The sequence below is a fragment of the Pseudomonas alcaligenes genome (assembly GCF_041729615.1).
Taxonomy (GTDB): domain Bacteria; phylum Pseudomonadota; class Gammaproteobacteria; order Pseudomonadales; family Pseudomonadaceae; genus Aquipseudomonas; species Aquipseudomonas alcaligenes_B.
Window position 1 is genome coordinate 822,118 of record NZ_CP154874.1, and the last position, 25,892, is coordinate 848,009.

The following is a 25,892-nucleotide window of genomic DNA, read 5'->3' on the forward strand; positions in this document are numbered from 1 at the left end:
CCGATGTCCCTGTCCAGCCTGCGCATCCTCGCCTTCGTCAACGGCATCTTCCTGATCACCCTGGCGCTGAGCATGCTGGTGCCGGTGGCCACCCTGCTGGTCTTCGAGCAGCCCAAGGGCATCAACGCCTTCCTCTGGTCCAGCCTGATCACCGCGGTGGCCGGCGTGGCCATGGTCGCCCAGGGGCGCCCGCAGCAGACCCAGCTGCGCCCGCGCGACATGTACATGCTGACGGTTTCGAGCTGGATCATGGTGTCGATCTTCGCCGCCCTGCCGTTCCTCTTCGCCGAGCGTGCCAGCGTCACCGACGCCTACTTCGAGAGCATGTCCGGCATCACCGCCACCGGCGCCACCGTGTTCAGCGGCCTGGACAGCATGTCGCCGGGCACCCTGATCTGGCGCTCGCTGCTGCACTGGCTCGGTGGCATCGGCTTCATCGCCATGGCCGTGGCCATCCTGCCGATGCTGCGCATCGGCGGCATGCGCCTGTTCCAGACCGAGTCCTCGGACCGCTCGGACAAGGTCATGCCACGCTCGCACATGGTCGCCAAGTACATGGTGCTGGCCTATGTCGGCCTCAGCAGCCTGGCCGTGCTGGCCTTCTGGCTGGCCGGCATGAACCTGTTCGACGCCATCAACCACGCCATGTCGGCCATCGCCACCGGCGGCTTCTCCACCTCCGACGCTTCCCTCGGCCACTGGGACCAGCCGGCGGTGCACTGGGTCGCGGTGCTGGTGATGATCCTCGGCAGCCTGCCCTTCGTGCTCTACGTCGCCACCCTGCGCGGCAACTACAAGGCCCTGCTGCGCGACCAGCAGGTGCGCGGTTTCTTCATGCTGCTGCTGGCCAGCTGGCTGATGCTGGCCTGCTGGAAGTGGAGCACCAGCGAACTGCACTGGCTGGATACGCTGCGCCTGGTGGCGGTGAACATCACCTCGGTGATGACCACCACCGGCTTCGCCGTCGGCGACTACCACCTGTGGGGTCCCTTCGCCAGCATGATGTTCTTCTACCTGGGCTTCGTCGGCGGCTGCTCCGGCTCCACCGCCGGCGGCCTGAAGATCTTCCGCTTCCAGGTCGCCTACATCCTGCTCAAGGCCAACCTGCGCCAGCTGATCCACCCGCGCGCGGTGATCAAGCAGCAGTACAACCGCCACCGCCTGGACGAGGACATCGTCCGCTCGATCCTCGCCTTCGCCTTCTTCTACACCATCACCATCGCCAGCCTGGCGCTGGCGGTGGCCATGTGCGGGGTGGACTGGATCACCGCCCTGACCGGCGCGGCGGCCATGGTCTCCGGCGTCGGCCCGGGCATGGGCGAGGTGGTCGGCCCGGCGGGCAACTACGCCAGCCTGCCGGACCTGGCCAAGTGGCTGCTGACCATCGGCATGCTGCTGGGGCGCCTGGAGATCCTCACCGTACTGGTCCTGCTGTTCCCCGCCTTCTGGCGCCACTGATGCGCCGAGCCTGGCCAAGGCGCGCTCGCGACGGGCGAAGCGAATTTTTCGTCAGATCGAAAATGCGTGTGAGCATGCAGCCATGCAGCCATGCAGCCATGCAGCCCGGATGCAATCCGGGGAGGCCGCTGTCCCGGATTGCATCCGGGCTACAGCCACACTCACAACCGCGCGCGATACTCGCCCGGAGTCGCATCGAACCAGCGGCGGAAGGCACGGAAGAAATTGCTGGGGTCGGCGAAGCCGAGCAGGTAGGCGACTTCCAGCAGGGTCAGGTTGGGTTGCGCCAGGTACTGCTCGGCCAGCTCGCGACGGGTGTCGTCGAGCAGCTGCTGGTAGCTGGTGCCCTCCTCCTGCAGGCGACGCTGCAGGGTGCGCTCGGACAGCAGCAGGGCCTGGGCCACCGCCTCGCGCTTGGGCTCGCCCTGCGGCAGCAGGCGGCACAGCACCTGGCGCGCCTGATGGGTCACCCGGCTGCCGGAGAAGCGCGCCAGGTACTCGCCGGCGAAGCGGTCGTGCAGCTGCGCCAGCGCCTCGTTGGCGGTGGGCAGCGGGGTCTCCAGGTCGGCCCGCGCGTAGAGCAGCGAATAGTGCTCGGCATTGAAGCGCAGCGGCGCCTGGAACACCTGGCGAAAGGGTTCGAGATCGGCCGGCGGCGGGCTCTGGAAGCTCACCTGCAGGGGCGTGATCGGCTTGCCGGTGAGCCAGCGGCAGAACGCCAGCGAGTAGGCCAGCGAGGCCTCGGCGCTCTGCCGCGCCGGCGGCAGGCGGTCGCCATGAATCGCCAGCACCAGCTCGTAGCCGTCCGGCAGCGGGCGCAGGCTGAGGTCCGAGCCCTCGGCGATGATGCGCTGGTAGCGCACCAGGCGGGTGAAGCCCTCCAGCAGGTTGCGACTGGACATCAGCGCATAGCCGACCACATGGAAGGACGAGGGGCGCACCACCTTGGCCATGTTCAGGCCGATGGCCGGATTGCCCGACGCCTCCACCGCCAGGTGCCAGAGGCGGGTCATGGCATCCTGCGGGAAGCGCGCATCGGCATCGGCGAGCGCCGCATAGTCGAGGCCGAGACGGGCAAACAGGCTGCGGCAATCGACACCGCCCAGCTCCAGGGCCGCGACGATGCCGGATGCCCAGCTGGATGAAGTGGTACGTTCGCTCATCGATTGTTCTTATGGGTTGGTCGGCACGAAATGGCGCCACGAGGATACTAAACTGGCACTGTATGTCACTGGCCGCAGGAGACAGCTCGCCTACACTGCGGCCAACAATGACAGGAGGTACGCCATGAGCGCCGAAACCACCGAACGTTTCCACAGCTTCGCCGAGTTCTATCCCTACTACCTGCAGGAGCACAGCAACGACGTGTGCCGCCGCCTGCACTACGTCGGCAGCCTGCTGGTGCTGTCGATCCTCGGCTATGCCCTGGCCACCCAGCAGTGGCTGTGGCTGCTGGCACTGCCCTTCGCCGGCTATGGCTTCGCCTGGGTCGGCCACTTCGTCTTCGAGAAGAACAAGCCGGCCACCTTCAAGTATCCGCTGTACAGCTTCATGGGCGACTGGGTGATGCTCAAGGATGCCTTCACCGGGCGCATCCGCTTCTGAGGCCCGCCACGCCCCGGCGGCGCACGCCGCCCGGGGCCGCCTTCCGGCAGGCTGCGCTGGCCCCGCGCGCCGCGCGCCGTTATGATCCCGCCTGGCCTGGCTCTTGCAGAGTCCAACAGACGCCCACCAGAGGCGTCAGAAATCCAGCAGGGATAGTCCGTACTTGATGAAATCCAACGTCCAGGAAACACCCAGGGCGCAGCCTGCTCCGTTGCTTCGCGAATACTACTCGCGGGTGCTGGCGTACATCGCCCCTGCCGCGGCCATTGCTGCCGGCACCTACACCAACCATTTCGGCTACGCCATCCTGTGGATGGTGCCCTATGCCCTGCTCTACCCGCACCTGGCCCACCACCTGGGCAACCGCTTTCGCCAAGACCACCCGCAGCAGACCCGCCTGACCCTGCTGTTCCTCGACGCCCTGCACGCCGGCGCCGCCGCCGTGCTGATGGGCTTCTCGACGGTGCCGGCGCTGATGTTCCTGCTGACCCTGTGCTTCAGCTCGCTGATCGCCGGAGGTCTGCGCCAGATGGGCCTGGCCGTGCTGGTGGCGGCCGGCAGCATGGCACTCAACACGGCGCTGATCCGCCCCGAGCTGAATACCGCCACGCCGACCCTGGTGGCGGTGGTCAGCATCCTGCTGAGTACCCTGTACATCTGCATCGCCGCCTTCTTCGTGCACGAGCAGGGCATGCGCCTGACCCAGGCGCGCAGCGAGATCAAGCGCGAGCAGGAAAAGGCCGCACGCCTGGCGCGCAACCTGGCCAAGTACCTGTCGCCGCAGGTCTGGGAAATGATCTTCAGCGGCAAGAAGCACGTGCGCCTGGAGACCCAGCGCAAGAAGCTCACCGTGTTCTTCTCCGACATCAAGGGCTTCACCGAGCTGTCCGAGGAGCTGGAGGCCGAGCAGCTCACCGACCTGCTCAACAACTACCTCAACGAGATGTCGAAGATCGCCCTCCGGTACGGCGGCACCATCGACAAGTTCGTCGGCGACAGCGTGCTGGTGTTCTTCGGCGACCCGAGCAGCCAGGGCGCCAAGAAGGACGCGCTGAACGCGGTGTCCATGGCCATCGCCATGCGCAAGCACATGAAGGTGCTGCGCCAGCAGTGGCGCGCCCAGGGCATCACCAAGCCGCTGGAGATCCGCATGGGCCTCAACACCGGCTACTGCACGGTGGGCAACTTCGGCGCCGACACGCGCATGGACTACACCATCATCGGCCGCGAAGTGAACCTGGCCAGCCGCCTGGAAAGCTCCTCCGAGGCCGGCGAGATCCTCATCTCCCACGAGACCTACTCGCTGATCAAGGACGTGATCATGTGCCGCGACAAGGGCCAGATCGCGGTCAAGGGCTTCAGCCGGCCGGTGCAGATCTACCAGGTGGTGGACTTCCGCCGTGACCTGGGTGCCCGCTCCAGCTACGTCGAACACGAGCTGCCCGGCTTCTCCATGTACCTGGATACCAACGGCATCCAGAACTACGACAAGGAGAAGGTCATCCAGGCCCTCAACCAGGCCGCCGAGAAGCTGCGCGACAAGGTCATCCTGTAACGACAAAGCCGCCCGAGGGCGGCTTTTTCATGCCCCGCATCCAGGCTCAGGCGCGCGCCGGCTGCCAGTCGTCCTCGGCCAGCGGCTCGCCATCCAGCAGCGGCTGGCTGGCCAGGAACTCCAGGGCCGAGGCACGCCAGGACGAGCGCGCGGCCTGTTCGGCGCAGCGCCGTCGATCCAGCGCCAGCGCGGCCAGGCAGGCCTGGCCCAGGTCCTCGTCCATCACCCCGCTCACCCCCGCCTCCAGCACATCCAGCGGCCCGGCCACCGGGAAGGCCGCCACCGGCGTGCCGCAGGCCAGGGCCTCGAGCATCACCAGGCCGTAGGTGTCGGTGCGCGACGGGAATACCAGCACGCTGGCGGCGGCGAACTGCGCGGCCAGCGCCTCGCCCTGCAGGTAACCGAGGAAGTTGGCCTGTGGATAGTCGCGCTGCAGCTCGTCGCGCTCGGGGCCATCGCCGACCAGGCGCTTCTCGCCGGGCAACTGCAGGTCGAGAAAGGCGCGCAGGTTCTTCTCCGCCGCCAGCCGGCCGACGTAGAGGAACACCGGCGCGCCGGCGCCCTGTGGGCGCGGCTGGAACAGCGCGCTGTCCACCCCCTTGCGCCACAGCGCCAGGCGCTGCAGGCCCTGCCCGGCGAACTCCTGGCGCAGGCGCTCGGTGCTGACCAGCACGGCCTGGCTCGGCCGGTGGAAGCGGCGCAGGTAGGCATAGCCCCAGGCGAGCGGAATCCACGGCCAACGGGTGTGTACATATTCGGGAAAGCGCGTGTGGATGGCACTGGAGAAGGCCAGCCCGCGCCGCCTCAGCCAGCGCCGCGCGGCCCAGCCCAGCGGGCCCTCGGTGGCCAGGTGCACGCAGTCCGGACGGAAGTCGCGGATCGCCGCGCCGACCCGCCACAGGTCCCAGGCCAGGGGAATCTCCGGGTAGCTGGGACACGGCAGGTGCCTGAAGTCCTGCGGCGACAGCAGCTTGACCAGGTGCCCGAGAGCACGCAGCTCGCCGACCAGCGCCTGCAGGCTGGTGACCACGCCGTTGACCTGCGGATGCCAGGCATCGCTGACGATGAGGATCCTCATGCGGCCTGCCCGATGGCTGCCACTTCGGCGGCCTGCGCCTGGTCCTCGGCCAGCCGGTAGAGCTGGATGCTGCCATCCAGGTGCTCGATCAGCGCCGTGCAGGACTCCACCCAGTCGCCGCAGTTCATGTATTCCACGCCGCCCACCGGACGGATCTCGGCGTGGTGGATATGCCCGCAGACCACGCCGTCGAGGCCGCGCCTGACGCACTCGTGGGCGATGGCTTCCTCGAAGTCGCTGATGAAGTTCACCGCCGACTTGACCTTGTGCTTGAGGTAGGCCGACAGCGACCAGTAGCCGTAGCCCCAGCGCTCGCGCCAGTGGTTGAGCCAGCGGTTGAGGGTCAGGGTCAGCTCGTAGGCCGAATCGCCGAGGAAGGCCAACCAGCGGTGGTAGCGGGTGATCACGTCGAACTGGTCGCCGTGGATCACCAGCAGGCGGCGGCCGTCGGCCGTCTCGTGCACGGCCTCGTCGACCAGCTGGATGTTGCCGAGCATCAGCGTCGAGTAGCGGCGCAGGAATTCGTCGTGGTTGCCGGTGACGTAGATCACCTCGGTGCCGCGCTTGCTCATGGTCAGCAGGCGGCGGATCACGTTGGTATGGGCCTGCGGCCAGTAGATGCCGCCGCGCAGCTTCCAGCCGTCGATGATGTCGCCGACCAGGTAGATGCGGTCGGCCTGGTAGCGCTTGAGGAAGGCAGCCAGGCGCTCGGCCTGGCAATCGCGGGTTCCCAGGTGGACATCGGAAATCCACAGGGTGCGGACGTGCTGCTTGCGGCTGGGCTTGCTGCGCTCGGCGATGCTCATGGGCGGCCTCCGGCTGGGTTTGGCCAAGCGTGCGCCGCGGCGGTGAAGCGTCCGTGACGACGCGATGACCATTGCATGACAAGCCACCCCCGCCGGCGCGATGTACACTGACCGCTCGATCAGGAGTTCCGCCATGTCCCAGCTGCTCTCGCTGCGCCACTACCACCACGAGCAGATCGCCCACAGCCACGACCACGCCCAGCTGGTCTTCGGTCTCTCCGGCCGGCTCGACTTCGAGGTCGCCGGGCGCGGCTGCCAGGTCTCCAGCATGAGCCTGGCCGTGGTACCGCCCGCGGCCCACCACGCCTGCGCCAGCCCGGCCGGAAGCCGCTGCCTGGTGCTGGACGTGCCGCAGGATGGCTGGCTGCAGCAGCGCCTAGGCCACCATGCCGAGGCCAGCCGGCGCCTGCTGGAGACCCCGGGGCGGGTGCAGCTGAGCCCGGCGCAGAGCCAGCTGGTCGACTGGCTGGCGGCCAGCCCGATCGACGACGCGGTGATCGCCCAGCAGGGCGCCGCCCTGCTCCTCGCCAGCCTCAGCGGCGCCCCGGCGCTGGCGGCGCCGGCGGGCCTGCCGCTGGCCAGCCTCGACGCGCACATCGACCGGCACTGCGCCCACCCGCTGCAGGTGGCCGACCTGGCGCGCCTGTGCGGCCTGTCGGCGGCGCGCTTCCATACGCGCTTCCTCGCCGAGACCGGCCGCACGCCGATGGAGCATGTACGCCTGCGCCGCCTGCAGCTCGGCCGCCGCCTGCTGCTCGGCAGCCGTCTGGCGGTCGGCGAGATCGCCGCGCGGGTCGGCTACGCCTCGCAGAGCGCCTTCACCGCGGCCCTGGTGCGCGAACTGGGCGTCACCCCCAGCCAGCTGCGCCGCGAGTCGCGCGACAACGCCCGCGAGTAGCGCGACAGACCGGCGCCTGCCGCCGCGCCTAGACTGCTCCGAGCCATCAGGAGAATTTCGCGATGCAGATCATCGAGTGGCAGGACTTCGAGCGCGTGGAACTGCGCGTCGGCACCCTGCTCAGCGCCCGCCCCAATGACAAGGCGATCAAGCCGGCCTATGTGCTGGAAGTGGACCTCGGCGACCTCGGGGTGAAGACCTCCAGCGCCCAGCTCACCGCCCACTACGACGCCGCGGAACTGGTCGGCCGCCAGGTGCTGTGCGTGTGCAACTTCGCCCCCAAGCGGGTCGCCGGGGTGCGCTCGGAAGTGCTGGTGACCGGCGTCTACGACAGCGATGGCAAAGTGGTGCTGGCCAGCTTCGACAAGCCCCTGCCCAACGGCGCCCGCCTGGCCTGAGCGATGGCAGGCGCCAGGCGGTGACGCCATGGCGCCTCGTCCGGCCCCCGGAAAACCCCACTTTTCTTAATCCTGCAGTCTGGAAGTCCCATGCAGCACCGCACCGCCCTCTTCGCCCTGCACCTGGGCGCCCTGTTCTTCGGCCTGTCCGGCATCTTCGGCAAGCTGGCCCTGGCCGCCCCAGTGGTCATCGTTTTCGGCCGCGCCCTGTTCGCCGTGCTGGCCCTGCTGCCACTGACCCGCCTCGGCGAGGCGGTGGCCCGGCTGAGCTGGAACAGGCGCCTGGCCCTGGCCGGCGCCGGCCTGCTGCTGGGTGGCCACTGGTGGGCCTTCTTCATCGCGGTGAAGGTGTCCGGGGTGGCGGTGGCCACGCTCGGCTTCGCCAGCTTCCCGGCCTTCACCGTGCTGCTCGAGGGGCTGCTGTTCCGCGAGAAGGTGCGCCTGGCCGAATGGGGCGTGGTCGGCCTGGTCAGCCTCGGCCTGGTGCTGGTCACCCCGCACTTCGACCTCGGCAGCGACGCCACCCTGGGCCTGGCCTGGGCGGTGTTCTCCGGGCTGCTGTTCGCCATGGTCTCGGTGTCCAACCGCGCCACCACGGCCGGGGTCAAGCCGGCCCAGGCGGCGCTCTGGCAGAACCTGGCGATCGCCCTGGTCAGCCTGCCGCTGGCCTGGTCGGCACTGCCCACGGTGCGGGCCCTGGACTGGCTGTGGATCGCCCTGCTCGGCCTGCTCTGCACGGCCCTGGCACACAGCCTGTTCGTCGCCAGCCTGCGCGTGCTCAACGCGCGCAGCGCCTCGGTGGTGTTCGCCCTGGAGCCGGTCTACGGCATCGCCTTCGCCTGGTGGCTGTTCAGCGAGCAGCCGACCCTGCGCATGCTCTTCGGCGGCAGCCTGATCCTGCTCGCCACGCTGATCTCGGCGCGCCTGAGCAAGCGCGCCGCCAGCGTGGAGGATCTGGGCTAGCTCGCACCCGCAACGGCGCCGCACCGGAGCCGACAGGCCTAGCGGTCGTTGTGGCCGAGGTCGCGCTGCGGGTCGATCAGGTCGCGCAGGCGCTGCTTGAGCACCTTGGCCTCGGGAAAGCCGCCATCGGCCTTGCGCTCCCACAGCTGCACGCCGTCGCAGGTGATGCGGAACACCCCGCCCGTGCCCGGCTCCAGGCTGACCATGGCCAGTTCGTCGGCGAAGGTGCTGAGCAGCTCCTGGGCCAGCCAGGCGGCGCGTAGCAGCCACTGGCACTGGGTGCAGTAGCTGATCACCACGTGCGGCTTGCCCATCAGGACTTTTCCAGGTTGGCCAGGATACGTGCGTGCACCTGCTGGCAGAGGCGCTGATCTTCCTCGCTGACGCCGGCGAACAGCTCCTTGCGCAGCTGCAGGGCGATGCTCTCGATCTGCACGATCAGCGGCCGCGCCTTGTCGGTGAGCACCACCTTCTTGGCGCGGCGGTCCTCCGGCACGGCGATGCGTTGCACCAGCTCCTGGGCCTCCAGGCCGTCGAGCAGGCGGGCCAGGGTCGGCCCCTCGACACCCACCGTCTGCGCCAGCTCGCGCTGGGTCGGCGGCTCCTTGAGCAGGGCCAGGTGCAGCAGCACCAGCCAGCGTGCCTGGGACAGGCCCAGGCCGGACAGTCGACGATCCAGCTCGGCGCGCCAGGCGCGGGAAAGCTGGGCCAGTTGCATACCGAAACTGTGTTGCGCAAAGTTCTGCATAGTTGACTCTCGCTGGTCCTCGCCGCTGCCCGCATCCCCTGTTCCCGGCGGACAGCAGAAAAACCTAATTATTAGTCAACTAACCATAACTCCTGAAAAGCCCGTCGCCAAGCCCGCCGTTACCATTTGACATACTGGTCTTCGACGAAGCCCCACAGGTTGTCGATGCGCAGCGGCGCGCGCCCCGGCGGGCGCAGGGTGCCCTGGAAGCGCCCGAACACCTGCTTGAAGTTGCTGGCCAGCAGGCCCAGGTCGAGCTGCTCGCGGTGCAGGCCATGGCCGTGGAACTGCAGCTCGACCTGGCCGTCAGCCGAGAGGATCTGCCAGGGCTTGAGCGGGTCGTCGCGGTCGAACTGGAAATGCACGCCGCCGACCGGCAGCAAGGCGCCATCCAGCCAGTAGCAGTTCTCGCTGAAGCTGGTCTCGTTGACCCCGCACGACAGGTTCAGGCCGACCCGCGTGCCGCCCAGCGCACCGGACAGGCAGGCCCAGTTCCAGTTCGTCTCCGGCCGCATGTAGCCGGCCGACCAGTCGTGGTGGGCGAAGGCATTCAGCGCCGTCAGGTCGAAGTCGCCCAGGGCGCTGTGCACCTGGCCGTGGCAGCGCACGCCGGCCACCTTCTGCGCGTAGACCCAGCCGTTGACCGCCGTTGGCGTGCAGATGCACATGGGCTGCAACTGCTGCTCGGAGAAGCTCGCCTCGATGCGCGTGCCGTCGTCCAGTTCCACCAGCAGGTGCTTGTCCGGGCCCTGGTTGCTCAGGCGCAGCCGGTTGGCGCCGCTGCGCAGCTCGCAGACGCCGGCGTTGGGCCGCGGCGAGAACGCCGTGCCGAGGCCCAGCGGGCGCCTGAACTGACGCTCGAGCATGCGCCCGCTGGCCGGGTGGAACAGGTAGACGAAGCCGGCGCCGAGCAGGCTGATGTCGGCCAGCGCGCAGCCGCCGATCAGCTCGTCGCTGACGATGCCGAAGTACTGGAACTGGTGGTAGCGCCGCCACTTGGCCAGGGCACCGAGGCGCCGCCCCATCGGCGAGCGGAAGTCGAAGTCGCGCCAGTTCACCTCGCCCGGCGCCGCCGGGAAGATGCCGTAGTGGGGTTGGCCGTTGGCCTGGATCAGTCGTTCCATGAGTACTGCCGGCAGTGGAAAGCCACGATCCTAGCAGCCGCGCGGCGACATCACAGGGACCGTTGGCGCCAGCCCGGGTGGCGCTTCAGGTCACCACCTGGTTGCGGCCGAAGGCCTTGGCCTCGTAGAGGGCACGGTCGGCATGGCCGCAGAGGCTGAAGGGGTCCTCCTCGGCCTGCGGCTGCAGGCAGGAGACGCCAATGGACAGGGTCAGCACCGCCGCCGTGGGCGAGCCGGCATGGGCGATGGCGCAAGCCTGCAGGGCCTGGCGCAGGGCCTCGGCACGCTGGCGCGCCTCCTCGGCACCGATGCCGTAGAGCAGCACGGCGAACTCCTCGCCGCCGAGGCGCACGGCCATGTCCAGCGGGCGCCGGGCGGCGCTCAGCAGCACCGTACCGACCTGCTGCAGGGCACGATCGCCGGCCTGGTGGCCGTAGTGGTCGTTGTACGCCTTGAAGTGATCGACATCGCACAGTAACAGGGCCAGCGGCTTGCCCTCGCGCTGGGCCTGGCGCCACAGGCGCGGCAGCTCGCGGTCGAAGCTGCGCCGATTGTGCAACCCGGTGAGGCTGTCCTGGTGCGCCAGCTGGCCCATCAGGTGGCTGACCAGGAAGTGCTCGCGCGACTTCAGCTCCAGCACGTAGCAGCCCACCGCGCCAATCAGGTTACCGCACACCAGGAACAGCAGGTTGTTGTACAGGCGCTCCGGCGCCAGTCCGCCCAGCCATTCGAGCAGGCCATAGATCAGCAGTACCAGCAGCGAGGCGCTGGCGGCCTCGACCAGGCGCAGGCCGGCCAGGAAGTAGCCGGCGATACACACCAGCAGCAGACCTTCGTAGGGGAAGAAGGGATCCTGGCTGTGGCCGAGGGTGATGATGGCCGCGGTACCAATGCCCATTGCCAGCATGCCCACCAGCATCATGGTCGTCTGCCGTGGCGACAGGCCGCTATGCGCCATGTTCCAGGCCAGGGCCAGCAACAGCAGGGCCACCACCAGGCGGATGGCCAGCATGGCGAGCAGCAGGGAGCCGTCGACCATAAAGATGTCGACCCCGGCGAAGGCCAGCCAGACCACCAGGGCGAAGGCCAGGGCCGTGCGCTTGAGCTCGAAGCTGTCGCGCAGCAGGTAGTCGCGGTATTCGCGCTCCAGCCCGGCGCCGAAACGCAGGCGGCGGAAGCCCCGTGCCAACTGGTCGGCATAGGGGCTGGAGCGGACTTCGGCCAACCATTCTGGATGCGGCGCCACCTGTACCTCGCAAAGAAATCGTCAGGAGCACCCTAACGTTTTGAGACGCACGTCACAAGTTTGTCGCCGGTGATTTGGCGTAACCATTCGTTAACGCTCGCGGTCAGACCTCGAACTCGGCCTGCAGGGCGGCGCGCACGCAGTGCAACACGCCCTCCTCTACCCGCCCGGCGAACTGTTCGACCACTGCCGCCACCGGCGGCAGCTCGCCTTCGCCATCGAGGAAGGCATCCTGGATCTCGCCGAGCAGCTCCTCCGGCAGGTCCAGCGCCTGCTCCAGGGACAGCTGCTGGCGGCCGATGGCCTCGGCCAGCAGGTTGTACACGCTCTTCTCGCCGCAGTTGAGCTGAGCCGCGATCTGCGCCGGGGTCATGCCGGCGCGGGCCAGGCTGACCAGCTCGTGGCGCAGGTCGCTGACCACCCTGGGCGCCTCGGCGGACTCGCCGCCGGCCAGCACTTCGAGGAAGGCCTCGCCGTAGCGCTCCAGCTTGCGCGCGCCGACGCCGCTGACCCGGGCCATCTCGGACAGGTTGCGCGGCTGGCTGCGCAGCATCTCCAGCAGGGTCGAGTCGGGGAAGATGACGTAGGGCGGCACGCCGTGCTCCTCCGCCAGCTTGCGGCGCAGGGCGCGCAGCGCCTCCCACTGTTCGCGCTCCTCGCCGCGCACCAGCTGGCTGGCGCTGCTGCCGCTGGCCTTGGCCGCCTGCTGCGGCTTGAGGTCGCGGCGCAGCTCCAGGGTCACTTCCCCGCGCAGCAGTGGACGGCAGGCATCGGTCAGGCGCAGGCCGCCGTAGCCGTCCAGGTCGACGTCGGCCAGGCCGCGCGCCACCAGCTGGCGGAACAGGGTGCGCCAGTCGCCCTCGGCCAGCGCCTTGCCGATGCCGAACACCGGCAGGTGCTGGTGGCCGGCAGCGCGGATCTTGTCGTTCTCGCGGCCCAGCAGGATGTCCACCAGATGGCCGACGCCGTAGCGCTGGCCGCTGCGATAGATCGCCGACAGGGCCTGGCGCGCCGGCTCGGTGGCGTCCCAGGTCTGCACGTTGTCGACGCAGGTGTCGCAGTGCCCGCAGGGCTGCTCCAGCACCTCGTCGAAGTAGGCCAGCAGGGCCTGGCGGCGGCAGCGCGTCTCCTCGCACAGGGCCAGCATGGCATCGAGCTTGTGCTGCTCGACGCGCTTGTGCCGCTCGTCGCCCTCGGAGCCGGCGAGCATCTGCTTGAGGAAGATCACGTCCTGCAGGCCGTAGGCCATCCAGGCATCCGCCGGCAAGCCGTCGCGGCCGGCGCGACCGGTCTCCTGGTAGTAGGCTTCCAGCGACTTGGGCAGGTCGAGGTGGCAGACGAAGCGCACGTTGGGCTTGTCGATGCCCATGCCGAAGGCGATGGTCGCCACCATGATCAGCCCTTCCTCGTTGAGGAAGCGCTTCTGGTGGTAGGCGCGCAGCTCGTTGGGCAGGCCGGCGTGGTAGGGCAGCGCCGGATAACCCTGGGCGCTGAGGAAGTCGGCGACCTCCTCGACCTTCTTGCGCGACAGGCAGTAGACGATGCCGGCATCGCCCTTGCGCGCGGCGAGGAAGGCCAGCAGCTGCTTGCGCGGCTGATCCTTGGGCTGGATGCGGTAGAAGATGTTCGGCCGGTCGAAGCTGGAGAGGAAGCGCTCGGCGTTCTCCAGGTGCAGGCGCTGGGCGATCTCCTCGCGGGTGCGCTTGTCCGCCGTGGCGGTCAGGGCGATGCGCGGCACGCCGGGGAACAGCTCGGCGAGCTGGCCCAGCTGCAGGTATTCGGGACGGAAGTCGTGGCCCCACTGCGACACGCAGTGCGCCTCGTCGATGGCGAACAGGGCCACCTGCAGGCGCTGCAGGAAGGCCAGCATGCGCGGCTGTACCAGGCGCTCGGGGGCCAGGTAGAGGAACTTGATCTCACCGCGGCGGATGCGCTCGGCGATCTCGCGCTGCTCGTCGGCGCTCAGGGTCGAATTCAGCGCCACCGCGGCCACGCCCAGCTCGTCGAGGGTGGCGACCTGGTCGTCCATCAGCGCGATCAGCGGCGAGACGATCACCGCCAGGCCTTCGCGCAGCAGGCCGGGCACCTGGTAGCACAGCGACTTGCCGCCGCCGGTGGGCATCAGCACCAGGGCATCGCCGCCCGCGGCCACGCGCTCGATGATCGCCGCCTGGTTGCCGCGAAAGGCGTCGTAGCCGAATACGTCTTTGAGGATGCCAAGGGCCTGTTGGTCGAGCATGCCGGTCTCCGTTGCGAGCCGCGCAGTATACGCGAGGCGCGCCGGCGGCAGGCCATCGCCCGTCGGCCGTGCTTTTGCCGGCATGGGCGACTAGAATCCCGATGTTTACTCACTCAAGGTAGTCCCACGATGTCCTTCGCCGAGCAATTGTCCCGCCTGCAAGCCTTCCTCGATGCCGATGACCTGCACGAGGAGGCCCTGGACTACGTGGCCGCCCACGGCTACCTGACCGCCCTGTCGATCTGCCCCGAGCAGGTGCCCGAGCGCGAGTGGATCGACGCCCTGTTCGCCGAGCCGCCGCACTACCGCAGCGACATCGAGCGCGAGGAAGTGGAGATCACCCTGCAGCTGCTCAAGGCCCACATCGCCCGCCAGCTGGCCAGCGACGACGAGCCGGAAATCCCCTGCGAGCTCGACCTCGGCGACGATCCGGACGACTCCGAGCTGCGCGGCTGGTGCATCGGCTTCATGGAAGGCGTGTTCCTGCGCGAAGCCGTGTGGTTCGAGGATGCCGAGGACGAAGTCAGCGAGCTGCTGCTGCCGATCATGGTCGCCTCCGGCCTGTTCGACGAGCAGCCCGAATTCGCCGAGATTGCCCGCGACCGCCAGCTGGTGGACAGCATGGTCGAGCAGATTCCCGAGCTGCTCACCGCCCTGTTCCTGCTGTGCCAGGCGCCGGAAGAGAAACCCGCACTGCTCAAGCCCCGTCATCACTAAGCCGCGCTTATGGCGCACGCCGACATCCCGCAGAACCGCCATCGCAGCGTGCGCTACGCGCTGCTGGCGGTCGGCTGGCTGAGCGTGGTGCTGGGGGTGATCGGCATCTTCGTGCCGGTGCTGCCGACCACGCCTTTCCTGCTGCTGGCCGCCGCCTGCTTCGTGCGCAGCTCGCGGCGCTTCTACCTGTGGCTGGTCAACCACCGCCACCTCGGCCCGTGGATTCGCGACTACCTGGAAGGCAACGGCATCCCGCTCAAGGGCAAGGTCTACGCCATCGGCCTGATGTGGGCGAGCATCGGCCTGTCCTGCTACCTGGTGCCGCTGCCCTGGGCGCGCGCCTTCATGCTCACCAGCGCGGTGCTGGTCAGCCTCTACATCCTGCACCAGAAGACCCTGCCCAGCCGCTGAGCGGCGCTGCCAGCAGGCGGCAAAAGCGTGATGCAGTGCCTACACTCTCAGCACTTTCCGCGGAGAGAACCTTCATGCAGCTGCGGCCGAGCATTCAGGGACGAGTCCCGCGCCTACCGGCGGGCCGGCTGCTGCTCGGTGCCGCGCTCGGCCTCCTGCTGGCGATGGCAGCCAAGGCCAGCTGGGACTTTCCGCTGATCATCGGCAAGGCCGAGCAGCGCTACGGCAACCTCGGCATAGCCAAGGGCCGCATCGAGGCCTGGGATGAGCTGATCCGCAGCAGCGGCCAGCTCTCCGAGAGCGAGAAGCTGGCCACGGTCAACCGCTTCTTCAACCGCCAGTTCCGCTTCTCCGACGATATCCGCAACTGGCGCCAGAACGACTACTGGGCCACCCCCATCGAGGCCCTGGTCAAGGGCGCCGGCGACTGCGAGGACTACTCCATCGCCAAGTACTTCACCCTGCGCCGTCTCGGCGTCCCCAGCGACAAGCTGCGCATCACTTACGTCAAGGCGCTGCGCTACAACCAGGCGCACATGGTGCTGACTTATTACGCCAGCCCCGGCGCCGAGCCGCTGGTGCTGGACAACCTGATCGGCGAGATCCGCCCGGCCTCCCAGCGCAAGGACCTGCTGCCGGTCTACGCCTTCAATGCCGAGGGGCTCTACCTGCCGGGGCAGACCGGCCGCAAGAGCGACACCAAGAAACTGTCGCGCTGGCAGGATCTGCTGAAAAAGATGCGCGCCGAAGGCTTCGACATCGGCGAAGGTTAGGAGAAGACCATGTCCCTGTTGAAACAGCTGTTTCTCGCCATCTGCCTGTTCCTCGTGGTGGCCTTCACCGGCAGCTTCATCGCCGGGGTGGAGACCTCGCGCGAGCAGCTGCTCAGCCAGCTGCGCTCGCACGCCCAGGACGCCGCCACGGCGCTGGGCCTGTCGATGACCCCGCACGTCGACGACCCGGCGATGATCGAGCTGATGGTCAGCTCGATCTTCGACAGCGGCTACTTCGCCACCATCCGCGTGGTACGCATCCCCAGCGAGGAAGTGATAGTCGAGCGGCGCACCACCACCACCTCGGACAAGGTGCCGGCCTGGTTCGTCGACCTGGTCGACCTCGACCCGCAGGGCGGCGACGCGCTGATCATGCGCGGCTGGGAACAGGCGGCGCGGGTCGAGGTGCTCAGCCACCCGCAGTTCGCCCTGGCCAAGCTGTGGGACAGCGCCATCGGCAGCCTGCTCTGGCTGCTACTGTGCGGGGTGGTCAGCGCCATCCTCGGCGGCTGGCTGCTGCGCACCCAGCTGCGCCCGCTGGACAACATGGTGCAGCAGGCCCAAGCCATCACCCGCCGCGAATTCCTCACCCTGCCCCGCGTGCCGCGCACCCCCGAACTCAAGCGCGTGGTGCTGGCGATGAACCAGATGGTGGAGAAGCTCAAGCAGCTGTTCGCCGAGGAAGCCGCGCGCAGCGAGAAGCTGCGCGAGGAGGCCTATCAGGACAACCTCACCGGCCTGGCCAACCGCCGCCTGTTCGACATCAAGCTGGCCAGCCAGCTGGCGGTCACCGAGCAGAACGCCGAGGGCTACCTGATGTTCCTGCGGGTCAACGACCTCGGCGGCCTCAACCAGCGTCTCGGCGGGCAGAAAACCGACGCGCTGATCGGCGCCATCGGCGAGATCCTCAAGCGCCTGCTGGAACAGCACGGCAAGCCGGACTGGCTGGGCTCGCGCAGCCGCGGCGGCGAGTTCACCCTGCTCGCCCCCGGCCTGGCCGCTGACGACGCCGACCGCCTCGCCCAGGATCTCAGCGAAAGCCTGGAGAGCCTGCGCCAGACCGGCGCCAGCGACTGCACCCCGGTCGCCCACCTGGGCATCGCCGCATTCAAGCCGGGCGAGGACGTCAGCGCGGTGATCGGCCGCGCCGACCAGGCCCTGGCCCAGGCCCAGGCCAATCCGGGCAAGCCCTGGGAACGCCTGGACGACTTCAATGCCCTGCCCGGCCAGGGCCAGCACGACTGGCGCAAATGGATCGACGAGGCCCTCACCCAGGGCAAGCTGCAGCTGTACTTCCAGCCGGTGGCGACCTGCGCCGACACCCGCCAGCTGCTGCACCGCAAGGTCCTGGCGCGCCTGCTCGACCCGCAGGGCGAGGCCGTGGCCGCCGGCCGCTTCCTGCCCTGGATCGAGCGCCTGGGCTGGGCGGCACGCTTCGACCTGGCCATGCTCGAACACAGCCTGGCGCACCTGGCCAAGTACCCGCAGCCGCTGGCGCTGAGCCTGTCCGCCGCCACCCTGCGCGACGGCGCCAGCCAGGCCAGGCTGCTGGAAGTGCTCAGGGCCCATCCGCAGCAGGGCGAACTCATGACCCTGGAGCTGGACGAGCGCTACCTGCCGCCGCCGGCCGAGCTGGAAAGGCTCAGCCAGCAAGTGCGCGAGACCGGCTATCACCTGGGCCTGCAGCACTTCGGCGGGCGCTTCAGCCTGATCGGCAACCTGACCCACCTCGGCCTGGCCTACCTGAAGATCGACGGCAGCTACATCCGCGCCATCGACCAGGAAGACGACAAACGCGTGTTCATCGAGGCGATCTTCCGCGCCACCAACAGCATCGACCTGCCGCTGATCGCCGAGATGGTGGAAACCGAGGGCGAGCTCAACGTGCTGCGCGAGCTGGGCATCCACGGCGCCATGGGCCGCCTGGTCGGCGCGCCGGCGCCCTGGCAGGAGCAGTGATCCGCACGCCCCGCGCGGGGCGCTAGCGGAACAGGCAGGGCAGCGGCGGCAACGCCTGGCCCTGTTCGGCGCAGGCCGCCACCGCCGCGGTCAGCGGCGCCAGGTCATAGCCCTGTGCCGCCAGCCAGGCCTCGTCGTAGTAGCTGGTGGCGTAGCGCTCGCCGCCGTCGCAGAGGATGGCCACCACCGAACCGGACTCGCCCGCCTCGACCATCCGCCGCGCCACCAGCAGGGCGCCGACCAGGTTGGTGCCGCTGCTCGCCCCCACCCGCCGGTTGAGGCGCCGCGCCAGGTAGTGCATGGCGGCCAGCGACAGGGCGTCCGGCACCTGGCAGGCGGCGTCCAGCACATCGGCCATGAACGAGGGCTCCACCCGTGGCCGGCCGATGCCCTCGATGCGCGAGCCGCAGTCCAAAGTCAGGCTGCGATCGCCGCTGACATAGCTGGCGAAGAACACCGAGCGCTCGGCGTCGGCACACAGCACGCGGGTGGCGTGCTGGCGGTAGCGCACGTAGCGGCCCAGGGTGGCCAGGGTGCCGCCGGTGCCGGGGCTGGACACCAGCCAGGCCGGCTCGGGGCAGCGCTCGTGGCGCATCTGCTGGAAGATCGACTCGGCGATGTTGTTGTTCGCCCGCCAGTCGGTGGCGCGCTCGGCGTAGGTGAACTGGTCCATGAAGTGGCCGCCGCTCTCGCGGGCCAGGCGCACGGACTCCTCGTGGATGCGCGTGGGGTCCTCGACCAGATGGGTCTGGCCGCCATGGAAGGCGATCTGCGCCAGCTTCTCGCGGGCGGTGGCAGCCGGCACCACGGCGATGAAGGGCAGCCCCAGCAGGCGCGCGAAGTAGGCCTCGGAGATCGCCGTGGAGCCGCTGGAAGCCTCGATCACCGGCGCGCCGGGGCGCAGCCAGCCGTTGCACAGGGCATAGAGGAACAGCGAGCGGGCCAGGCGATGCTTGAGGCTGCCGGTGGGATGGCTGGACTCGTCCTTGAAGTACAGCTCGACGCCCGGCAGCCCCGGCAGCGCCAGGGGAATCAGGTGGGTGTCGGCGCTGCGCTGGAAGTCCGCCTCGATGATGCGTACCGCCTGGCGAATCCACTGGCGTTCATCGCTCATGGCCGCCGCCTCAATCCAGGATGCCGGCCGGCGCCGGCGCGCGGCTGCGCCACTGGCTGAGCGCCACGCCGGCGAACACCAGGCCGGCCGCCAGGTACTGCTCGGTATTGAGGCGCTCGCCCAGCAGCACGGCGGCGAAGATCAGGGTGAACACCGGGATCAGGTTGGTGAAGCCGGACGCCTGGCTGGCCGGCAGGCGGCTGACACCGTAGTTGTACAGGCCGTAGGCGCCCACGGTGACCACCAGGCCGAGGTAGACCACCGAGCCGACGCCGAGCGCGCTGAACTGGCTCGGCAGCGGCTCGGTCAGCAGCGCCAGGGGCAGGAAGAACAGCGAGCCGACCAGGGCCTGCATGGCAGTGAGGATGAAGGGCGAGTAGCGCTCGGAGAGGAACTTCAGCAGCAGGGTATAGCCGGTGGCGCAGAGCATGGCGAGGAACTCGTAGAAATTCCCCAGCAGCGGCGCCGGCGCGCTGGCGTCGGCCTCGCCGGCCAGGCTCAGCCAGATGGCGCCGAGCACCGCCAGCAGGAAGCCGGCCCAGGTGCTGGCGGCCACCCGCTCGCGCAGGAAGACGAAGGCGCCCATGGCCACCAGCAACGGCAGCAGCGCGGTGATCATGCCGGCCTGGGCGGCGCTGGTGTGCTGCAGCGCCAGGGCCTCGAAGATGAAGTACAGGCAGGGCTCGCAGGCGGCCAGGGCGAGCAGGTAGCGCCAGTCACCGGGCCGGTAGTCGAGGCGCCCGCGCCAGCGCCAGGCCAGCAGGAACACCAGGCTGCCGAGGGCCATGCGGCCGAAGATCACCCACATCGGCGGCAACTCGGCGAAGGCGAACTTGAGGGCGATGAACGAACTGCCCCACAGGGCCATGGCCAGCACCAGGCAGGCCATGGCGAACAACGATCCCTGCCGGGCCATGCGCACCTCCAGTCGAAAAGCTCAGTCTAGAAGGCGGCCCCGCTCGGCGACAGGCACAGCGGCGCAGCAAAACTGTGCGGGCGCGCCCTACTGCTCCCAGGGCTTGCCGCGCGTCTTCGGCTCCAGCGGCAGCTGCTGCAGCACTGCAGCCTTGGCCAGCATGTAGGCGCTGACCGGGGCGCTGATGAACAGGAACAGGCTGATCAGCAGCTCATGCAGGCTGAAGCCCTTCTCGCCGAAGGAGAAGAACAGCAGCGAGGCCACCACCATGCCACCGATGCCCAGGGTGGTGGCCTTGGTCGGCCCGTGCAGGCGGGTGAAGAAGTCCGGCAGGCGGTACAGGCCAATGGCGCCGACCAGGACGAAGCCGCAGCCGAGCAGGAGGAACAGACTGACGAGGATTTCCAGCCACAGGCTCATTCGATGATGTCTCCGCGCAGCATGTACTTGGCCACCGCCACGGTGCTGACGAAGCCGAGCACGGCGATCAGCAGGGCGATCTCGAAGAACAGCTCGGTGCCGCGCCAGATGCCGTAGAGGATGATCAGGGCGATGGCGTTGATGTACAGGGTGTCCAGCGCCAGCACCCGGTCCGGCAGGCTGGGGCCCTTGACCAGACGCGCCACGGCCAGCAGCAGGGCGGCGCCGAGCATGGCCAGGCAGGCCGGGATCACGTAGCCGAGCATGGGAAAATCTCCTTCAGCGGCGCCTCGTAGCGCTGCTTGATCTCGTCGATCATGGCCTGCACGTCCGGCACGTCGAGGCCGTGCACCAGCAGGGTACGGCGATCATGGCTGAGGTCGGCGGCCAGCGAGCCCGGCGTCATCGACACCACGCTGACCAGAATGCTGATGGCCAGCTCGTTGTCCAGCTCGATCGGCACCTCGACGAAGGCCGGGCGCAACTCGCCGACCCGCCCCAGGGTCAGGCGCGCCACCTGGAAGTTGGCGACCAGGATGTCGCCGATCACCATCAGCAGGTAGCGCAGCAGCTGCAAGGGCCTCCACGCCTTGGGATGCTCGACCAGCAGCGACCCCAGCAGCAGCGGAATGACGATGGCGAGGAAACCACCCAGCAGCCAGTGGCCGAAGGCGATCGAGTCGACCAGCAGCAGCCAGGTGCACAGCAGCAGCAGGCTCTGCGCCGGGTGTGGCAGGAGTCGTCGCATCATGGTGCGGCCTCCACGATGATCGAACGGTACAGCGGCAGGTCATGCAGCTGCGCGGCCGCCGCCTGGGCGTAATCCAGCAGCGGCGCCGCCAGCAGCACCAGCAGCAGCGCGCAGGCCAGCAGCAGCAGGCAGGCGCACAGGCGGCCAGGGTCCAGCTCGGCGCTGTCCAGGCTGCTAAGGCCGACGCGCCAGAACAGCGTGCTGCCGGCCCGGCTCAGCGCCACCAGCACGGCGAAACCGCCGAGCAGCAGCACGCCCCACAGCGCCGGCGACGGCAGCGCCTGCAACAGCAGCAGCTTGCCGAGGAAGCCGGACAGCGGCGGCAGGCCGACCACCGCGATGGCACCGAGGAAGAACAGCCCGCCAAGCAGGCCGGGATTTTCCAGCGCCGGCCCCTGCACCAGGGCGCCGGCCTTGTCGCCGCGCTGGCGGGCGATCAGGTCGGCGAGGAGAAACAGGCCGCCCACCACCCAGGTGCTGTGCAGCAGGTAATAGAGCGCCGCGGCATGCGCCTGCGGCGTGCCGATGGCCACCGCGGCCAACAGGGTGCCGGCGGAGACCACCACCAGATAGGCCAGCAGCATCTGCAGGCTGCGCGCCGCCAGCGCACCGACGGCCCCCAGCGCCACCGTGGCCAGGGCCAGCGGCCAGAGCCAGGCCTGGGTCAGGTCGGCCAGCTCGCCGGCGCCCGCGCCGAACATCAGGGTGGCCAGGCGCAGGATGGCGTAGATGCCGACCTTGGTCATGATCGCGAACAACGCCGCCACCGGCGCGCTGGCGGCGGCGTAGGCGCGCGGCAGCCAGAAGTACAGTGGCAGCAGCGCCGCCTTGAGGGCGAACACCAGCAGCAGAAGCAGGCCGGCCGCGGCCAGCAGCGGCACCTGGTCGCCACTGGCCTGGGCCACCCGGGCCGACAGATCGGCCATGTTCAGGGTGCCACTGGCGCCGTAGACCATGCCCAGGGCGATGAGGAACAGCGCCGAACCGGTGAGGTTGAGCACCACGTAGTGCAGCCCCGCCCTCACCCGCTCCGCGCCCTGGCCGTGCAGCAGCAGCGCGTAGGAGGCGATCAGCAGGATCTCGAAGAACACGAACAGGTTGAACAGGTCGCCGGTGAGGAAGGCGCCGTTGATGCCCAGCAGCTGGAACTGGAACAGCGCGTGGAAGCGCGGGCCGAGGCGGTCGTCGCCGCGCAGCGCATAGAGCAGCGCGGCGACCGCCAGCACGGCGGTGGCCAGCAGCAGCCAGGCGCTGAGGCGGTCGAGCAGCAGCACGATGCCGAACGGCGGCTGCCAGTCGCCCAGGGCATAGACGCGCAGCTGGCCGTCGTCCGCCAGCTGCAGCAGGTACAGGCTGAGCGGCAGCAAGGCCAGGGTGGCGAGCAGCGACAGGCCGCGCTTGAGGCGCTCGCGGGACGGCAGTATCAGCAGCAGCGCGCCGGCGAACAGCGGCAGCAGGATGGGCAGGATCGGCCAGTGACTCAAAGTGCACGCCCTCCATCCGTTGGGCTGTGCGGCTGGTCGTCCGGGCGGCCGTCGACATGGTCGTTGCCCAGTTCGGCCAGGCCACGCAGGGCCAGGATCACCACGAAGGCGGTCATGGCGAAGCCGATGACGATGGCCGTCAGCACCAGGGCCTGCGGCAAGGGGTCGGCCGGATTGGCGCTCTGCCCGATCACCGCCACGTCGCCACTCAGGCGGCCCATGGCGAAGAGGAACAGGTTGACCGCGTAGGACAGCAGGGTCAGGCCCAGCACCACCGGAAAAGTGCGCCCGCGCAGCAGCAGGTAGACGCCGCTGGCACTGAGCACACCGAGGGTGACGGCGAACAGCGCTTCCATCAGTGAATCTCCTTGCTCGCGGCGGGCACCAGGCTGAGCTTGCCCAGACGGGTCAGCACCAGCTGGGTGGAGCCCACCACCGTGAGATAGACGCCAAGGTCGAACAGCATGGCAGTAGCCAGCTCGAACTCGCCCACCAGCGGCAGCTCGAAATGGCCGAAGGCGCTGGTCAGGAACGGCCGGCCGAAGACCCAGCTGCCGAGGCCGGTGAGCGTCGCGATCAGTACCCCGATGCCGGCCATGCGCTGGTAGTTGAGCGGCAGGCGCTGCTCGACCCAGGCCACGCCGCTGGCGATGTACTGCAGGGCCAGCGCCACGGCCGTGACCAGGCCGGCGATGAAGCCGCCGCCGGGCAGGTTATGCCCGCGCAGGAAGATGAACACCGAGATCAGCAGCGCCAGCGGCAGCAGCAGGCGCGACAGGGTGAGCAGGACCAGCGGGTTCTTCGCCCAGGCCCAGCGCCGCCCCTGCGGATCGCAGGTCGGATTGTGCAGGCGCAGGCCGTCGAGCATGGCCAGGATGCCCACCGCGGCGATGGCCAGCACGGTGATCTCGCCCAGGGTATCGAAGCCGCGGAAGTCCACCAGGATCACGTTGACCACGTTGGTACCGCCGCCACCGCTGACGCTGTTGGCCAGGAAGAACGGAGCAATGCCGTCATAGGCGCGGGTCAGCACCACGTACACCAGCAGCGCCACCATCACCCCACAGCCGCCGGCCAAGAGGAAATCGCGCAGGCCGCGCAGGCTGGAGCTCTCGCGCGGTGTGCGCGAGGGCAGGTAGAACAGCGCCAGCATCAGCAGGATGATGGTCACCACCTCGACCACCAGCTGGGTCAGCGCCAGGTCAGGCGCGGAGAAGCGGGCGAAGGCCAGCGCCACCAGCATGCCGCCCAGGCCGAGGATCAGCAGCGCCACCAGGCGCTGGCGATGGAACACGGCGGTGAGCAGGCCGCTGGCCGCCAGCACCAGCAGGCCGAGCGCGGTGATGCCGTCCAGCGGGCTGAGGCCGCGCGCACCGGTCAGCTGCGGCAGCGGCGCCAGGGCGGTGGCCACCAGCACCAGGGCGGCGATCAGCAGGAAGCTCAGGTAACGCTGCAGCGAACCGTTCTCCAGGCGCCCGGTCAGCCAGCCGGCCAGGCGCACCAGGTTCTGCACCTGGCGCTCGAAGATCATCCGCGCATCCACCTCCGGCAGCCCGGCGTACCAGCGGAACAGCGGCTGGCGCAGGGCGTAGACGAGGATGCCGCCGACCAGCGCCACGCAGCTCATCGCCAGCGGCAGGTTGAAGCCGTGCCAGATCGCCAGGCTGTATTCCGGCAGCGCGCCGCCCAGGCTGGCGCCGGCCGCCACCGCCAGCAGCGGCGCCACAGTGTAGGCCGGCAGCATGCCCACCAGCAGGCAGAGGAAGACCAGGATCTCCACCGGAATCTTCATGTAGCGCGGCGGTTCGTGGGGCGGATACTTGGGCAGGTTGACCGGCTCGCCGTTGAAGAACACGTCGTGGATGAAACGCAGCGAATAGGCCACCGAGAACACCCCGGCCAGGGTCGCCGCCGCCGGAATCGCCCAGCTGAAGCTGCCCAGCAGGTGTTGGCGGAGGGTTTCGCCGAAGAACATCTCCTTGCTCAGGAAGCCGTTGAGCAGCGGCACCCCGGCCATCGCCGAAGACGCCACCATGGCCAGCACGGCGGTGTGTGGCAGGTATTTCCACATGCCGTTGATACGCCGCATGTCGCGGCTGCCGGTCTCGTGGTCGATGATGCCGGCGGCCATGAACAGTGAGGCCTTGAAGGTGGCGTGGTTGATGATGTGGAACACCGCGGCGACGTTGGACAGCGGCGTGTCGAGGCCGAACAGCAGGGTGATCAGGCCCAGGTGGCTGATGGTGGAAAACGCCAGCAGGCCCTTGAGGTCATGCTGGAACAGCGCCATGCCGGCGCCCACCAGCAGGGTGGTCAGGCCGGTCAGGCTGACCAGGTAGAACCACAGGTCGGAGCCGGCCAGCGCCGGGTACAGGCGCGCCAGGAGGAACACCCCGGCCTTGACCATGGTCGCCGAGTGCAGGTAGGCCGACACCGGGGTCGGCGCCGCCATGGCGTGGGGCAGCCAGAAATGGAAGGGGAACTGCGCCGACTTGGTGAAGGCGCCGAGCAGCACCAGCACCAGCACCAGCGGGTAGAGGGCATGGGCGCGGATCAGCTCGCCGGACTGCAGCACCACGCTCAGCTCGAAGCTGCCGACGATATGACCGAGCAGCAGGATGCCGGCCAGCAGCGCCAGGCCGCCGCCGCCGGTGACGGTCAGCGCCATGCGCGCGCCCTTGCGCGCATCGCTGCGCGCCCCCCAGAAGCCGATCAGCAGGAACGAGGCCAGGCTGGTCAGCTCCCAGAACATCAGCAGCTGCAGCAGGTTCTCCGACAGCACCACGCCGAGCATGGCACCCATGAACAGCAGCAGATAGGCGAAGAAGCGCCCGGTCGGCTCGCGCTCGGAGAGGTAGTAGCGGGCGTAGAGGATCACCAGCAGGCCGATGCCGAGGATCAGCAGGGCGAACAGCAGGCCCAGGCCATCCAGGCGCAGGGCCAGGTTCAGGCCGAGCTGCGGCAGCCAGGGCTGGGAGACCAGCAGCCGCTCGCCGGCGAACACCGCCGGGGCCTGCCACAACAGCAGGCCGAGCCCCAGCAACGGCGCGACGGCCGCCGCCAGGGTGCAGGGCACACGTCCGTAGCGGTCGCACAACAGGGGCAGAAGGGCACCGAGCAACGGCAGTGCGACGATGAGCAGCAGCTCCATGAATCTCCCCTCTGCGGCCCCAGACCCGCCGTTGAGCAGAGTGGCTGCGGCAGGGGCGAATCATCCATTGCCTGGCGC

26 protein-coding genes are annotated in these 25,892 nt (G+C 68.9%); 10 read left to right on the forward strand and 16 right to left on the reverse strand.

Features of this window, described 5'->3' with window-relative positions:
• The first annotated feature begins 3 nt into the window (after window positions 1–3).
• A complete protein-coding gene (locus AAG092_RS03955; protein ID WP_373388636.1) occupies window positions 4–1,458 on the forward strand; it encodes a TrkH family potassium uptake protein in 1,455 nt (484 codons plus the stop codon).
• A gap of 161 nt (window positions 1,459–1,619) precedes the next feature.
• Here the strand turns inward: AAG092_RS03955 and AAG092_RS03960 are convergent, their stop codons facing one another.
• Entirely contained in the window at window positions 1,620–2,621 is a 1,002-nt protein-coding gene (locus AAG092_RS03960) for an AraC family transcriptional regulator (protein WP_110682644.1), read from the reverse strand.
• 124 nt (window positions 2,622–2,745) lie between these two features.
• Here AAG092_RS03960 and AAG092_RS03965 point away from each other — a divergent pair, with 124 nt between their 5' ends.
• Together AAG092_RS03965 and AAG092_RS03970 are read left to right on the forward strand one after the other, a co-directional pair.
• The gene (locus AAG092_RS03965; RefSeq protein ID WP_110682645.1) at window positions 2,746–3,063 is read left to right on the forward strand and encodes an Mpo1-like protein; all 318 of its coding nucleotides are present in this window, start codon (window positions 2,746–2,748) and stop codon (window positions 3,061–3,063) included.
• A gap of 166 nt (window positions 3,064–3,229) precedes the next feature.
• Window positions 3,230–4,618: an adenylate/guanylate cyclase domain-containing protein gene (locus AAG092_RS03970; RefSeq protein WP_373388637.1), complete on the forward strand. Its 1,389-nt coding sequence runs from the start codon at window positions 3,230–3,232 to the stop codon at window positions 4,616–4,618.
• Between the two features lie 46 nt (window positions 4,619–4,664).
• Here the strand turns inward: AAG092_RS03970 and AAG092_RS03975 are convergent, their stop codons facing one another.
• A complete protein-coding gene (locus AAG092_RS03975) occupies window positions 4,665–5,696 on the reverse strand; it encodes a glycosyltransferase family 4 protein (RefSeq protein WP_373388638.1) in 1,032 nt (343 codons plus the stop codon).
• Window positions 5,693–6,502, reverse strand: coding sequence for a UDP-2,3-diacylglucosamine diphosphatase (locus tag AAG092_RS03980; RefSeq protein WP_373388640.1), 810 nt, complete (start codon window positions 6,500–6,502; stop codon window positions 5,693–5,695). Before AAG092_RS03980 ends, AAG092_RS03975 begins: the two co-directional genes overlap by 4 nt.
• Window positions 6,503–6,635: 133 nt before the next feature.
• On the opposite strand from AAG092_RS03980, the gene AAG092_RS03985 reads away from it, so the two are divergent.
• The 3 genes from AAG092_RS03985 to AAG092_RS03995 all read left to right on the forward strand — a co-directional run bounded on the left by AAG092_RS03985 (window position 6,636) and on the right by AAG092_RS03995 (window position 8,761).
• A complete protein-coding gene (locus tag AAG092_RS03985) occupies window positions 6,636–7,400 on the forward strand; it encodes an AraC family transcriptional regulator (protein ID WP_373388641.1) in 765 nt (254 codons plus the stop codon).
• A gap of 62 nt (window positions 7,401–7,462) precedes the next feature.
• Complete coding sequence (locus tag AAG092_RS03990) at window positions 7,463–7,798, forward strand: tRNA-binding protein (RefSeq protein WP_373388642.1); 336 nt, start codon at window positions 7,463–7,465, stop codon at window positions 7,796–7,798.
• 90 nt (window positions 7,799–7,888) lie between these two features.
• The gene (locus AAG092_RS03995) at window positions 7,889–8,761 is read left to right on the forward strand and encodes a DMT family transporter (protein ID WP_373388643.1); all 873 of its coding nucleotides are present in this window, start codon (window positions 7,889–7,891) and stop codon (window positions 8,759–8,761) included.
• Window positions 8,762–8,799: 38 nt separating this feature from the next.
• Here the strand turns inward: AAG092_RS03995 and AAG092_RS04000 are convergent, their stop codons facing one another.
• From AAG092_RS04000 to recQ, 5 genes are all read right to left on the reverse strand, one after another.
• On the reverse strand, window positions 8,800–9,075 hold the full coding sequence (locus AAG092_RS04000; RefSeq protein ID WP_110682652.1) for a SelT/SelW/SelH family protein: 276 nt from the start codon (window positions 9,073–9,075) through the stop codon (window positions 8,800–8,802).
• Window positions 9,075–9,509 carry a MarR family transcriptional regulator gene (locus AAG092_RS04005; protein WP_110682653.1) on the reverse strand — a complete coding sequence of 145 codons (435 nt, stop codon included), beginning with the start codon at window positions 9,507–9,509 and terminating at the stop codon, window positions 9,075–9,077. Before AAG092_RS04005 ends, AAG092_RS04000 begins: the two co-directional genes overlap by 1 nt.
• A gap of 119 nt (window positions 9,510–9,628) precedes the next feature.
• Window positions 9,629–10,633 carry a DUF2804 domain-containing protein gene (locus AAG092_RS04010; protein ID WP_373388644.1) on the reverse strand — a complete coding sequence of 335 codons (1,005 nt, stop codon included), beginning with the start codon at window positions 10,631–10,633 and terminating at the stop codon, window positions 9,629–9,631.
• 85 nt (window positions 10,634–10,718) lie between these two features.
• Window positions 10,719–11,879 carry a diguanylate cyclase domain-containing protein gene (locus tag AAG092_RS04015; protein WP_373388645.1) on the reverse strand — a complete coding sequence of 387 codons (1,161 nt, stop codon included), beginning with the start codon at window positions 11,877–11,879 and terminating at the stop codon, window positions 10,719–10,721.
• Window positions 11,880–11,982: 103 nt separating this feature from the next.
• Complete coding sequence (gene recQ, locus AAG092_RS04020; RefSeq protein WP_373388646.1) at window positions 11,983–14,118, reverse strand: DNA helicase RecQ; 2,136 nt, start codon at window positions 14,116–14,118, stop codon at window positions 11,983–11,985.
• Window positions 14,119–14,247: 129 nt separating this feature from the next.
• On the opposite strand from recQ, the gene AAG092_RS04025 reads away from it, so the two are divergent.
• The 4 genes from AAG092_RS04025 to lapD all read left to right on the forward strand — a co-directional run bounded on the left by AAG092_RS04025 (window position 14,248) and on the right by lapD (window position 17,978).
• The gene (locus AAG092_RS04025; RefSeq protein WP_110682657.1) at window positions 14,248–14,835 is read left to right on the forward strand and encodes a YecA family protein; all 588 of its coding nucleotides are present in this window, start codon (window positions 14,248–14,250) and stop codon (window positions 14,833–14,835) included.
• Window positions 14,836–14,844: 9 nt separating this feature from the next.
• Window positions 14,845–15,246, forward strand: coding sequence for a YbaN family protein (locus AAG092_RS04030; protein WP_373388647.1), 402 nt, complete (start codon window positions 14,845–14,847; stop codon window positions 15,244–15,246).
• A 74-nt stretch (window positions 15,247–15,320) separates the two neighbouring features.
• Window positions 15,321–16,019: a cysteine protease LapG gene (gene lapG, locus AAG092_RS04035; protein WP_373388648.1), complete on the forward strand. Its 699-nt coding sequence runs from the start codon at window positions 15,321–15,323 to the stop codon at window positions 16,017–16,019.
• A gap of 9 nt (window positions 16,020–16,028) precedes the next feature.
• Window positions 16,029–17,978, forward strand: a complete 1,950-nt coding sequence (lapD, locus tag AAG092_RS04040) for a cyclic di-GMP receptor LapD (protein WP_373388649.1) — start codon at window positions 16,029–16,031, stop codon at window positions 17,976–17,978.
• Window positions 17,979–18,000: 22 nt separating this feature from the next.
• On the opposite strand, the gene AAG092_RS04045 is transcribed toward lapD, so the two are convergent.
• From AAG092_RS04045 to AAG092_RS04080, 8 genes are all read right to left on the reverse strand, one after another.
• On the reverse strand, window positions 18,001–19,092 hold the full coding sequence (locus AAG092_RS04045; RefSeq protein ID WP_373388650.1) for a PLP-dependent cysteine synthase family protein: 1,092 nt from the start codon (window positions 19,090–19,092) through the stop codon (window positions 18,001–18,003).
• 10 nt (window positions 19,093–19,102) lie between these two features.
• Window positions 19,103–20,008 (reverse strand): DMT family transporter, encoded by a 906-nt coding sequence (locus tag AAG092_RS04050; RefSeq protein WP_110682662.1) that lies wholly within the window; start codon window positions 20,006–20,008, stop codon window positions 19,103–19,105.
• An 87-nt stretch (window positions 20,009–20,095) separates the two neighbouring features.
• Window positions 20,096–20,428, reverse strand: coding sequence for a Na+/H+ antiporter subunit G (locus tag AAG092_RS04055; protein ID WP_373388651.1), 333 nt, complete (start codon window positions 20,426–20,428; stop codon window positions 20,096–20,098).
• Window positions 20,425–20,694: a K+/H+ antiporter subunit F gene (locus tag AAG092_RS04060; RefSeq protein ID WP_110682664.1), complete on the reverse strand. Its 270-nt coding sequence runs from the start codon at window positions 20,692–20,694 to the stop codon at window positions 20,425–20,427. The genes AAG092_RS04055 and AAG092_RS04060 overlap by 4 nt, the downstream gene beginning before the upstream one ends.
• Complete coding sequence (locus tag AAG092_RS04065) at window positions 20,679–21,179, reverse strand: Na+/H+ antiporter subunit E (RefSeq protein WP_373388652.1); 501 nt, start codon at window positions 21,177–21,179, stop codon at window positions 20,679–20,681. Before AAG092_RS04065 ends, AAG092_RS04060 begins: the two co-directional genes overlap by 16 nt.
• Window positions 21,176–22,663 carry a monovalent cation/H+ antiporter subunit D gene (locus AAG092_RS04070; protein ID WP_373388653.1) on the reverse strand — a complete coding sequence of 496 codons (1,488 nt, stop codon included), beginning with the start codon at window positions 22,661–22,663 and terminating at the stop codon, window positions 21,176–21,178. Before AAG092_RS04070 ends, AAG092_RS04065 begins: the two co-directional genes overlap by 4 nt.
• Entirely contained in the window at window positions 22,660–23,019 is a 360-nt protein-coding gene (locus AAG092_RS04075) for a Na+/H+ antiporter subunit C (RefSeq protein WP_373388654.1), read from the reverse strand. The genes AAG092_RS04070 and AAG092_RS04075 overlap by 4 nt, the downstream gene beginning before the upstream one ends.
• Complete coding sequence (locus AAG092_RS04080) at window positions 23,019–25,814, reverse strand: monovalent cation/H+ antiporter subunit A (RefSeq protein WP_373388655.1); 2,796 nt, start codon at window positions 25,812–25,814, stop codon at window positions 23,019–23,021. Before AAG092_RS04080 ends, AAG092_RS04075 begins: the two co-directional genes overlap by 1 nt.
• Between the last annotated feature and the right edge of the window lie 78 nt (window positions 25,815–25,892).

What these genes read in the sequence shown, in the direction of transcription:
- AAG092_RS03955 (WP_373388636.1), top strand. Translation starts at nt 4, where the DNA reads ATGTCCCTGTCCAGCCTGCGCATCCTCGCCTTCGTCAACGGCATCTTC.
- AAG092_RS03960 (WP_110682644.1), bottom strand. Translation starts at nt 2,621, where the DNA reads ATGAGCGAACGTACCACTTCATCCAGCTGGGCATCCGGCATCGTCGCG.
- AAG092_RS03965 (WP_110682645.1), top strand. Translation starts at nt 2,746, where the DNA reads ATGAGCGCCGAAACCACCGAACGTTTCCACAGCTTCGCCGAGTTCTAT.
- AAG092_RS03970 (WP_373388637.1), top strand. Translation starts at nt 3,230, where the DNA reads ATGAAATCCAACGTCCAGGAAACACCCAGGGCGCAGCCTGCTCCGTTG.
- AAG092_RS03975 (WP_373388638.1), bottom strand. Translation starts at nt 5,696, where the DNA reads ATGAGGATCCTCATCGTCAGCGATGCCTGGCATCCGCAGGTCAACGGC.
- AAG092_RS03980 (WP_373388640.1), bottom strand. Translation starts at nt 6,502, where the DNA reads ATGAGCATCGCCGAGCGCAGCAAGCCCAGCCGCAAGCAGCACGTCCGC.
- AAG092_RS03985 (WP_373388641.1), top strand. Translation starts at nt 6,636, where the DNA reads ATGTCCCAGCTGCTCTCGCTGCGCCACTACCACCACGAGCAGATCGCC.
- AAG092_RS03990 (WP_373388642.1), top strand. Translation starts at nt 7,463, where the DNA reads ATGCAGATCATCGAGTGGCAGGACTTCGAGCGCGTGGAACTGCGCGTC.
- AAG092_RS03995 (WP_373388643.1), top strand. Translation starts at nt 7,889, where the DNA reads ATGCAGCACCGCACCGCCCTCTTCGCCCTGCACCTGGGCGCCCTGTTC.
- AAG092_RS04000 (WP_110682652.1), bottom strand. Translation starts at nt 9,075, where the DNA reads ATGGGCAAGCCGCACGTGGTGATCAGCTACTGCACCCAGTGCCAGTGG.
- AAG092_RS04005 (WP_110682653.1), bottom strand. Translation starts at nt 9,509, where the DNA reads ATGCAGAACTTTGCGCAACACAGTTTCGGTATGCAACTGGCCCAGCTT.
- AAG092_RS04010 (WP_373388644.1), bottom strand. Translation starts at nt 10,633, where the DNA reads ATGGAACGACTGATCCAGGCCAACGGCCAACCCCACTACGGCATCTTC.
- recQ (WP_373388646.1), bottom strand. Translation starts at nt 14,118, where the DNA reads ATGCTCGACCAACAGGCCCTTGGCATCCTCAAAGACGTATTCGGCTAC.
- AAG092_RS04025 (WP_110682657.1), top strand. Translation starts at nt 14,248, where the DNA reads ATGTCCTTCGCCGAGCAATTGTCCCGCCTGCAAGCCTTCCTCGATGCC.
- AAG092_RS04030 (WP_373388647.1), top strand. Translation starts at nt 14,845, where the DNA reads ATGGCGCACGCCGACATCCCGCAGAACCGCCATCGCAGCGTGCGCTAC.
- lapG (WP_373388648.1), top strand. Translation starts at nt 15,321, where the DNA reads ATGCAGCTGCGGCCGAGCATTCAGGGACGAGTCCCGCGCCTACCGGCG.
- lapD (WP_373388649.1), top strand. Translation starts at nt 16,029, where the DNA reads ATGTCCCTGTTGAAACAGCTGTTTCTCGCCATCTGCCTGTTCCTCGTG.
- AAG092_RS04045 (WP_373388650.1), bottom strand. Translation starts at nt 19,092, where the DNA reads ATGAGCGATGAACGCCAGTGGATTCGCCAGGCGGTACGCATCATCGAG.
- AAG092_RS04050 (WP_110682662.1), bottom strand. Translation starts at nt 20,008, where the DNA reads ATGGCCCGGCAGGGATCGTTGTTCGCCATGGCCTGCCTGGTGCTGGCC.
- AAG092_RS04055 (WP_373388651.1), bottom strand. Translation starts at nt 20,428, where the DNA reads ATGAGCCTGTGGCTGGAAATCCTCGTCAGTCTGTTCCTCCTGCTCGGC.
- AAG092_RS04060 (WP_110682664.1), bottom strand. Translation starts at nt 20,694, where the DNA reads ATGCTCGGCTACGTGATCCCGGCCTGCCTGGCCATGCTCGGCGCCGCC.
- AAG092_RS04065 (WP_373388652.1), bottom strand. Translation starts at nt 21,179, where the DNA reads ATGATGCGACGACTCCTGCCACACCCGGCGCAGAGCCTGCTGCTGCTG.
- AAG092_RS04075 (WP_373388654.1), bottom strand. Translation starts at nt 23,019, where the DNA reads ATGGAAGCGCTGTTCGCCGTCACCCTCGGTGTGCTCAGTGCCAGCGGC.
- AAG092_RS04080 (WP_373388655.1), bottom strand. Translation starts at nt 25,814, where the DNA reads ATGGAGCTGCTGCTCATCGTCGCACTGCCGTTGCTCGGTGCCCTTCTG.